This window comes from Levilactobacillus yonginensis, from assembly GCF_003946265.1.
Taxonomy (GTDB): domain Bacteria; phylum Bacillota; class Bacilli; order Lactobacillales; family Lactobacillaceae; genus Levilactobacillus; species Levilactobacillus yonginensis.
The window spans coordinates 139,668-149,243 of record NZ_RHNO01000005.1 but is presented as its reverse complement, the minus strand read 5'-3'; the positions used below and the strand labels follow the sequence as shown (position 1 = coordinate 149,243).

The 9,576-nt window shown below is 49.2% G+C and carries 10 protein-coding genes; 7 read left to right on the top strand and 3 right to left on the bottom strand.

Annotation, left to right across the window (positions count from 1 at the left end; translation table 11 throughout):
* Positions 1-102: 102 nt before the first annotated feature.
* Positions 103-1,524 (bottom strand): APC family permease, encoded by a 1,422-nt coding sequence (locus tag EKM87_RS04520; protein WP_125682280.1) that lies wholly within the window; start codon positions 1,522-1,524, stop codon positions 103-105.
* 298 nt (positions 1,525-1,822) lie between these two features.
* On the opposite strand from EKM87_RS04520, the gene EKM87_RS04515 reads away from it, so the two are divergent.
* From EKM87_RS04515 to EKM87_RS04500, 4 genes are all read left to right on the top strand, one after another.
* Complete coding sequence (locus EKM87_RS04515) at positions 1,823-3,235, top strand: subtype B tannase (protein ID WP_125682277.1); 1,413 nt, start codon at positions 1,823-1,825, stop codon at positions 3,233-3,235.
* A gap of 269 nt (positions 3,236-3,504) precedes the next feature.
* The gene (locus EKM87_RS04510; protein ID WP_125682275.1) at positions 3,505-3,828 is read left to right on the top strand and encodes a thioredoxin family protein; all 324 of its coding nucleotides are present in this window, start codon (positions 3,505-3,507) and stop codon (positions 3,826-3,828) included.
* Positions 3,828-5,168 carry a dihydrolipoyl dehydrogenase family protein gene (locus tag EKM87_RS04505; protein WP_125682273.1) on the top strand — a complete coding sequence of 447 codons (1,341 nt, stop codon included), beginning with the start codon at positions 3,828-3,830 and terminating at the stop codon, positions 5,166-5,168. Before EKM87_RS04510 ends, EKM87_RS04505 begins: the two co-directional genes overlap by 1 nt.
* Before the next feature lie 181 nt (positions 5,169-5,349).
* Positions 5,350-5,712, top strand: a complete 363-nt coding sequence (locus EKM87_RS04500; RefSeq protein WP_125682271.1) for a hypothetical protein — start codon at positions 5,350-5,352, stop codon at positions 5,710-5,712.
* A gap of 231 nt (positions 5,713-5,943) precedes the next feature.
* Here EKM87_RS04500 and EKM87_RS04495 read toward each other — a convergent pair whose 3' ends face one another.
* Positions 5,944-6,354, bottom strand: a complete 411-nt coding sequence (locus EKM87_RS04495; RefSeq protein ID WP_125682269.1) for a peptide deformylase — start codon at positions 6,352-6,354, stop codon at positions 5,944-5,946.
* Positions 6,347-6,895, bottom strand: coding sequence for a DUF1697 domain-containing protein (locus EKM87_RS04490; protein WP_125682267.1), 549 nt, complete (start codon positions 6,893-6,895; stop codon positions 6,347-6,349). Before EKM87_RS04490 ends, EKM87_RS04495 begins: the two co-directional genes overlap by 8 nt.
* A gap of 181 nt (positions 6,896-7,076) precedes the next feature.
* Between EKM87_RS04490 and EKM87_RS04485 the strand changes: the two genes are divergently transcribed.
* From EKM87_RS04485 to xrtG, 3 genes are all read left to right on the top strand, one after another.
* A complete protein-coding gene (locus EKM87_RS04485; RefSeq protein ID WP_125682265.1) occupies positions 7,077-7,607 on the top strand; it encodes a hypothetical protein in 531 nt (176 codons plus the stop codon).
* A gap of 687 nt (positions 7,608-8,294) precedes the next feature.
* Positions 8,295-8,978, top strand: coding sequence for a Firmicu-CTERM sorting domain-containing protein (locus tag EKM87_RS04480; protein WP_164506429.1), 684 nt, complete (start codon positions 8,295-8,297; stop codon positions 8,976-8,978).
* On the top strand, positions 8,979-9,575 hold the full coding sequence (xrtG, locus tag EKM87_RS04475; protein ID WP_125682261.1) for an exosortase family protein XrtG: 597 nt from the start codon (positions 8,979-8,981) through the stop codon (positions 9,573-9,575).
* The last annotated feature ends 1 nt before the right edge of the window (position 9,576 follow it).

The following is a 9,576-nucleotide window of genomic DNA, read 5'->3' as shown; positions in this document are numbered from 1 at the left end:
ATACCGCGGTGAAGCCGCTTAATCAAATCTACAAAAATTATAGTATTTCATCCGTCAACTTGACAGGGACTAGTACATAGTTAGTGGTGCTTTTTAGAGTCTTTATTCAGTTTTCTTCAACCGCTCAAATTCCTTGTCACCTAACAAATGATGTAATGCCTGATCTGTATCTTGATGTTCCTTGCGTCCTAACCAGTAAAACAACAGTCCCAGCCCAATCCACACGGCCAGCATAATGTATTCCGTTGGCCAGGCCAAGGCAACTGGTGACTTGGGGTACAGCGTGCCGATGGCAATGGTCACAGCCAACAGGCCACCTAACATACTCGGCCAGAGTCGCTTTAGTCGAAAGCCACCGTGGAGGGTTGGATAATCACGGCGAATCCGCCACAGTGCCATTGCCGTGATGGCCCAAGCCATCGCGACGAAGAAGCCCCCTAAGTCCAAGAAGTAGGTCATGGCACCTTTACCCAGCCAGCCGAAACCAACCGCAAATACCAACACCAAAATCGTCGCGTTTACCGGTGTATTGTGCTTCTCATTAATCTTGGCAAACTGTTGCGGCAGCAGTCCTGCTCGGGATAATGAAAGAATTAACCGAGGGGCCGCCGTAAACAGCCCAATGAAGCTCGTTAGCAATCCCAAGAAGGCAATCAGATACGCCGCCGTTCCCAGCAGGGGGAACCCGGCCTCCGTATACGCCTTGATGGAGCCCATGCTGAATTTGGCCGTCTTCTGCCAGGGGTAGACCCAAGCGCTCGCCAGCAACACCACAATGTAGTAGCTTGCTGCCAGTAAAATGGCGCCCACGACCGCTTTCCCAATCTTACGTGGTGGCATGGCCGCTTCCTCCGCCAGAATCGTGACGACTTCCCAACCGGTCAAGAAGGTCATGGCCGGGAGTACAAAGCGAATCACGTTAGCCCAAGGGTCCGTACCAGCACTAAACGCTGGCCAAAAGTTGTGGACGCTCCCTTGTGTAAAGCCAGTGACCACCAAGGTGCCTCCTAAGATGACCAGTCCAATGAACAGGACCGCTTGCACGCCCGCCGTCAATTTGGTGCCGCGGACGTTTAACGCGAAAATTAAGAGCGTGAAGGCTACACCGATTGCCAGCTCCATCAGTGACACGTGGGCGCCAGCAATTGTGTAGCCAGGGCCTGCCGATATCTGGGGAATCAACGTTGCCAGCAGCATACTGCTAGCCGTTACGTAGAAGGAGAGGGCACTCAGGTAAGCCCCCAGAATTGCCCACCCGGTTGCAAATCCCAGTCGTTTGCCAAACGCGAGATAACTATACACGACTGGGCCACCACTTCGGGGGAAAATTGAAGAAAGTTCAGCGAAGGAGAGGGAAGCTAGCACCGTGATAAAGGTGGCCAGCACAAAGCCAAAGATTTCGCCCCCAGCCCCGTATTTGTCAAAGAAGATACCGTTCGTGTAAATCCAGCTACTCCCAATGACGCTGGAGGCACCCAGAATTAAGAGTCGAGGAAAGGAAATATGGCGGGACAAATTCTGCATGGTTATCGCTCGCTTTCATTGATTAACTAAAATCTCAATATTTATGTATTTGTGAATTTTTGCTTCCCTCATTTTAACTGATGGTTGCGCTTACAACAACGGAAATGACTCGGTAAATTCACAAGCTACTTCCGGATAGCTGGGATAGTAAACGGGGGCGTATCCACTTGGTAGCCAGCCAACTACCCATTGCCCATTTGCTAGTCCTGACGGTTAGCTTGACTGGCAAATCAATTGCACGACTCGTGTTTTTCCACTACAGTAAGGTTAACCAACTAACTGAAACGGAGGAATGATGATGACGGATCCACTACGGTTTAATGAAAAGATTTATGACCCAGCAGCGGCGACCGTGGGGACGACCCGGGTGATTTACCGAGCTTTTAAGGATTTAACTTACGTGGCGCAACCAGTTGATGACTGTCAAAAGCTCAACGTTTTTGTACCGGAGGGTTACTTTAACGGCCAGACCATCAATGGCTATACGCGGGTCACGGCTCCCATTTTCATGCCCAATACCGTCGGGGGGTATTTGCCCGGACCACGAGACTTCCCTGGCAACCCAGCGCCGTTTAGTGGCAGTACCACCATCCTCCAAGCGCTAAAGCGGGGATATGTCGTTGTTTCAGCTGGATTGCGTGGGCGGACAACGCAGAATTTACAGAATGAATACTTGGGTAAGGCCCCTGCTTTTGTTGTGGATATGAAGGCCGCCGTACGCTACGTGAAATACAATGCAGGCTGGCTTCCGGGCAACCCCGACCGCATCATCACCAATGGTACTAGCGCGGGTGGGGCAACTTCAGCCTTGACGGGGGCCAGCGGTAACGCCGATTTCTTTGAGACCCCCTTGCAAGAAATCGGAGCGGCACCGGCCACGGACGATATTTTTGCCGTCTCAGCGTACTGTCCGGTCCACAACTTGGCGCACGCCGATGCCGCCTATGAGTGGCAATTCAACGGTATCAATCAGTGGCACCGTCAGCGCATCCGCATCGAAAATAATCAACGAATCTGTACGCCAATTCACGGCCAACTCTCGCCGGATGAACAGGTGCTGTCGCGTGAGCTCAAAGCGGCATTTGTACCGTATCTCAATGGTTTGGGGCTCAGAGATATCGCTGGTAATCCGTTGACCTTGGATGCCGCCGGTGAGGGAAGTTTCAAACAAGCAATTGAACGGGAAATTTTAATGTCAGCGCAACGGGCGTTAGCTGCTGGAACGGACGTGACTAAATATGCCGGCGTTACGGTAACTAATCAGATGGTGACCGGACTCGACTGGTCCCGTTATTTACACGCCATCACGCGGATGAAGAGTGTTCCAGCCTTTGATGCTTTGGACCTCAGCAATCCTGAGAACGACCTGTTTGGCAATCGATTGACACCGGCTCGACACTTCACGCAGTTTTCGCAGGACCATTCAACGGTTCCGGCGTCGATAGCTGATCCATTATTGGTTGCTGCAGTGAATCCCGTAACCTATTTGATGACTAAGCAGAGTCACGTAGCGCCTCACTGGCGGATTCGTCACGGGGCAGCCGACCGGGATACATCGTTTGCTATTCCCATGATTTTGGCTACCAAATTGGCCAACCGGGGCTATGATGTTGATTTTAAGTTACCGTGGGCGACACCTCACAGCGGTGACTACGATTTGCCTGAACTTTTCCAATGGATCGACAATCTCTGTCAAGCCGCAACTAAATAGGCTTTAGCGGCACCTTACGTAATTTGTGTAAGGTGTTTTTTTAATACAGCAAAAGTAAAAAAACTTGCGTTTAAATACCCATGGGGGTATGCTGATTCTCGTTCTTGATTGGCGGCAATCATTTAGCCTTGAAATTAATACGGAACGGATTGTAGCAGTCACCATTGGGAAGATGGCGACTTCAATTCGATGCTCTTTAGCCGTTCGCCGACCAATCATCAAATACCCCGGTGGGGATTATCTAAACGAAAATACGGAGGTACCTGATTATGATTAAAGAAATTCACGACCAAAATTTTGATCAAGAAACAAATACGGGCGTAACCGTTGTCGACTTTCGAGCCGACTGGTGTCCACCTTGTAAGATGATGGACCCAATTCTCAAGAGTTTATCTGAGAGTGATGAGTTTCAAGGAAAAGTTAAATTCACGTCGCTGAACGTTGATCATGATCAGGAGGTTGCTGGTCGGTTCGATGTTCAGGGAATTCCCACTTTTTTAATCAAAAAAGATGGACAGGTTGTGAACCGATTAGTCGGTGCGCGGCCAAAACCAATGTTTGTAGCAGAGCTGAAGAAAGTACTAGGTGACTAATGAGTAATAAATTTGATTACGTTGTGTTGGGCAGTGGTCCCGCAGCCTACGGGTTAACGACGGCCTTAAAAACATCTGGTAGTGCGAAGACCGCATTGATTATTGATAATGAACTATTTGGGGGAACTTGCCCGAATTATGGGTGCGAACCTAAAATCTTTTTGGAAGGCGCCGTTCGAAACGTTTTGATTGCCCGTCAATTACAAGGACGCGGCATTCAACACCCTGCTAAGATTGACTGGCCAACGTTGATGGCCACCAAGCAGGCCACGTTCGCCCCGTATCCAGCCAATGCCCAAGCGGCTTTTCAGACTGATTATGTGACAACGCTGCAGGGCACCGCTAGTTTTGTCGATGCCCATACAGTTGCAGTTAATGGTGAGCACTACCAAGGCGAAAAAATTATTATCGCCACGGGATTGAAGGCCCATCAGTTGCCAATTACTGGGAGTGAGCTGACGCACAATAGCAACGATGTATTGGCTCTCAAGACATTGCCACAGCGGGTGACCTTCATCGGTGGTGGTTACGTCAGTATGGAACTAGCCACTGTTTTAAATGCTGCGGGGGCTGATGTCGAAATTATCGAGCATTCACCGCGTGCCTTGGGTCCGTTCTATGACCAACACGTAGCCGTGGTGGTTGCGCAAATGGAGGCGCGTGGCATCAAATTACACTTTGGCCAATCCGTTGATGCGGTTCGGCAGATGACAGGTGGGTTGGCAGTCAGCACGGCTGAAGGCGACACGTATCACGCGGATTATGTGGTGGATGCCACGGGACGCATGCCGAACGTGGATTCCTTAAATCTTGCGGCGGCTGGTGTAAGTGCCGACACGCAGGGGATTATTGTTGATGACCACCTCCAGACCAACGTGGCGGGTATTTATGCCGCTGGGGATGTCGTGAAGAAGGCGGGAGAAGTCGCTCCCAAACTTACGCCAGTTGCTCAGTTTGAGGGGGCCTACCTGGCCGGTGATTTAGCCAAACCAATCGCCTATCCAGTGACTGGCACCGGTTCATTTACCTTTCCCCAGATTGCGCAGGTCGGGGTTGCGGTAACGACTGCCCAAACGGATGACCGTTATCACTTGAAAAAGATGGCATTAGCACCGGACTTTGCGTACGCCGGGACCAATGATCAGGATGCTGAATTAATTGGCGTGTTTGATCAAAGTAACCGGTTGGTGGGCGCCAGCGAGGTCAGTCAAACGGCAACGGATGACGTGAATCAGCTGGTCAGTGTGATTGCGTTAGGACTGACAGCGCGGGACTTTCAAGAGAAGCAAATTATGATTTTCCCAACCTTGGGAACAAAACTAAAGGATTTTCTTGCCTAAATTAAATAGAGTAAGCCAAAAGGCAGTTAGCTAGCGAGCATTGATGTTCGGGGTTAGCTGCCTTTTGGTGCGCGGTCTCAGCAACCGGTTTGTTTTCTCAAATAACCAAGTCCTAGCGTTCAGGTTTACATCTCGTGCGTGGCTTTCTATAGTCAAGGTAGAAGCAGAAGAGGTGACGACTATGCAGAAACTGTACGTATTTGTGCCGTTGCTAAACGTCGTCGGGTGTCTGTACTTTCTACTGATTATTTCGCTAGAACCCGCGCAGACCAGCCTGGGCCTGGACTTGGTCTGGGAGCAACCGGACGTGTTATTGGTGGGCGGCATGCTGTTCATCGTCTTAGCAACTAGCGTGGCGAAAAGCCGACTGGCTAAGATGTTGGGATTAATCATTAACATTGTGGTAATTGGGATGATGTCAGTCTTTCTATGGTGGTTGCACGTCCCGGTGTTGGTCACAGATTACCTGTGGTTATGGGCTCTGCTCATGATTTTTAACGTGTGTTTAATTGGCTGGGGTTGGATGCAGTTGTGGGGAAGATAAGAGTGCGATTGCGGACGGTTAGCTGGCGAGCATTAACGTCACAAGATTGAGAATCCCGGTCCTGGATTCTTAATCTTGTGGGGTTAAGCGGAACCCGCTGTCCGCAATTGCACGTTTCAGCTACAGAAATCAAAAAAACTGCTGTCACACAAAATCTAAGTGTGGCAGCAGTTTTAAGTTAATCAGCATTTCAGCAGATTTCAGGGATATTGGTCTTTTTCAGGCGTCGCCTTAGATTAAAATACCGTTGCAGTGGTCAATTTCGTGTTGAATAATTTGGGCCACAAAGCCGGTGAAGGTCTGATGTTGTCGTTGGAAGTGTTGGTTGTCGAACGTGACATCGATCGTTTGGAACCGTTTGGCTGGTCGTTCGCCAGTTAAGGACAGGCAACCTTCCTGGGTATCGTATGGCCCGGATTTTTTGGTGATGACTGGGTTGACCATGGCGACCGGAAAGACGCCCATATCCACCACAATGATCCGTAAATTGCTGCCAATCATGTTGGCGGCCATGCCCACACAATTGTCACTGTTAGCTTTCAAAGTGTCTAAAAGGTCCGTCACGGTGGCTGCGTCAGCCTTGGTAGCGGGGGTGGATTTCTGTACTAAACGTGTTTGATCGTGAATAACGGGTTTAATCATGAGGTGCCTCCAGTAAATTTTTGAGCTTGACGGTCGTGTTGTAGTTCCGGGCACTGGTCTGTTTATAGAACGCGGTTCCGGCAATCTTTGAATAGAATGAGCGGCTGAAATTGATTTTTAGCGTTGACGTCCAGAAGATAACGGTTGATGTAATCAGTACCTGATCGTAGTCGGTCGTACGGTGCTCGGTGAGCCAGTCGTCCCATTGCGGTTCGTAGGTGTTGAGTTTGAACAGGGCGTTGTGTCGCAGTTGTGGATCGGCGCCCCACCAAGTTGGTGCGCGGGACAAGTCCCCCAAAAAGTCTGGTTGTGCGAGCAGTCGAAAGGCGATGGGAAAGTCAAAATTACGCGTCAAAATTTCAGTCACCGTTGCCTCACAAACAGCTGCGGGTTGGTCGCTAGTGACGAATAAGTTACCACTATTAATGTATGAGCGTACGGCGGTGAACCCATCGGCTGTTAACAGAGCCCGAAGGTCCGCCATGGGAACGCGATGCTTGCCCCCTACGTTGATGCCTCGCAGAAGTAAAAGATAGTTCAAGGGAAGCCCTCCCTTTCAGTTAGCATTGATTCTATTATGAACAACCATAAGCGAAGCGGATAAAGTTTGCAACCAGTTTTAATGAGTTGATTAAAGGGTCAGCGACTGATACTGCCTCCTCGTGGCTAGCTGGTGTATACTACGGCTGTACCTGATGATTAATCAACTGGAGGATTCGATGATGAGAAAAAAGACGTTGTTTGTTGCAGTGTTATTAGCCGGGGTCTCAATCGGTGGGATGGCTAGCACGACACCAACGACGGTGCACGCTAAGACACGGTCCCTAACCACCTTTCCCAAGCGTTACCGGCACACCTGGTATCATTACATAGGTCATGGCAAGTACGATACGCAAAAATTTACCGCCAAGACCTGGCAGTATACGTCCCATGCGGATGGCTACGTGAAAGTAAAGTCGAGCCTACACCCAACCAGTACCTATCCCTACCAACATAAGACGCATTCAAGCTGGGTATTTGGCAGTAAGATTTTTGCCCGAAAGGCTAACTGGATCAACATCAAGCTCTGGAATCAGAATGCGGGCTACGGCGACTACTATAAGACCAGTACGAAGAAGTATCACGGTAAAAAGATTTCAACGTTATCTGCGGCCTCTGGTCTAGTTCAAACGTCTGATCACTACTACCGCTCCAAGAAGGTCGCCAAGCAGTTAAAGAACCATCATTTTAGGGGTGAAGTATACGAAGATTAAGCAGTTACTGATTTTGGTAAATAATTCTCTAAACAAGTGTCACTTCATGAGCGTGTCAAGCAAGCTCACGAAGGGGCACTTTTTAAGTTGTCAGTCTTTATGAAAATGGGGGTTACAAATGCCACCCAAATTTCGTTAGTAAGAGTAGGGGGGGCCCAGTTCATTTTCATGAAGTTAGACCAGCATTGCGGTTAGCTTGCAATTACGCTCATGTATGGTAAACTATCTGTCCAACAATAATTAACACTACTCATTACTTAACCGGCTGAGCTTATTGCACAATGCTAGCGGTAGCAGGAAAACAAGTGTAGCCGCAAGCTGGCAGGAACGGGACCCGCAGTGTCGACGGCGTTAGCTGGCTGGCCAGCTTACGGCGTGGGACGAGCTTGGAAACGGGCGGGTTAGGCCCGGTTTCAAGTCGAGGAGGAAGACCGCACTTTGGCTTCCTCCGGTCCCCACAGCGGGTCCCGTTCCTGGCGGCCGGAGGCGGCCATTGACTTAGGCCGTTGCTTTACATGTTTTCAGTAAATGAGAAAGCAGTGTAAAATGGCCCAAACTCTTTAGCCAATTCAACGGATATGATAGACAAATGGTAGTTATTTAAGGCAGAAGTCGCTACAATATAGTGGAAATCCATTAATGGATTATTGATTAATGACAAGTACAAGAGCCAGAGGAGGAATGAACGTGCGGAAAGCCATTTTATTTGTAACAGCCCTATTAACTGGGGTGTTATTGTGGGGGGCTAGCACCACGGTGGCCAGCGCGAACACCAACAACGCGACTAGCGATAATTTGGGGATTACCATTGACGGTAATTTTGATGATTGGCAAGATAAACCCATGACGACCATTAAGGAACCATGGGATGACTATAATATTAAAAAAGGGAGCATGCTGGCAGATGCGAATAACTTGTATCTGTACATCAACATGTCGCCCAAAAAAGGTAATGGGTACAACGAAATGCAAGGTTACGGGTACGTGCTAACAGCTGGTTCTAAGACCTATGATCTGCAATTTAAAGATGTTACGGGAACCACAACTGATAAGAGTAAGACCGGGTCCGTCAATATTTGGAACCGGACGGATGGTGTCAATGACCCAACCACGGGTGCTCAGGTCATGGTTCACCGATTCAAGACAGGCCAGAACTTTAACGACGTCATGGAGGCTAAGATTCCGATTGCCGACTTAAAATTAGCCGGTGGGAGCCAGACGTTTAAGATGACGAACAGCAATCTGGGTAGTCAAACGTTAACGGTGACCGGCGGGTCTACTGGCCCAGTCGTCTTAGCCGGAGTCGGCTTCGCGATTGCTCTTGGCGGTGTCGTTAAGCTAAACAAATCGAGAAAAAAGAGGACTGCTTAGATGAATAGCTACCTGTTATTTGGTATCATCGGGTGGCTTTACGCAATCTCAGTATTGAAACGGGCCCACCTCTCCGCGTATTACTTTATCGTGGGGAGTGTTGGCCTGTTCTTTATTCTCATTGCCATTGGCAACCCCTATTGGGTCTGGTTTTTAACGCATTCGGTCATCAATGGTATCGCCTGGGTGAGTGACCTTACCCACTGGAGTAGCGTGCACACCAAGTACGGGATCGTCTACATTGTGAACGCGATTCGGCCGGTGACTATGTCGATCGATTACGAGTGTTCAGGAATCATTGAGACGACTGCTTTTGTCAGCCTCTTAGCCTTTTATCCCACTTACGGTCGGCAGGAAAAGTTGTTCTACCTGGCGTTAGGTACTTTGTGGGTGTACCTGGCCAACGTGATTCGTCTGTTATTAGTCGTGATTTTAGTCCACTTTGGTGGGGCTAATTGGTTCTTCACGGCGCATACGATTATTGGGCGCTTAGTCTTCTACTGTTTGATTATTATGCTGTACTATAACGTCTTTACGTACTCACAGCTGTCACAGAGCTTATACCGTAACTTCAAACGCCACTTTTCGAGAGGTTAGT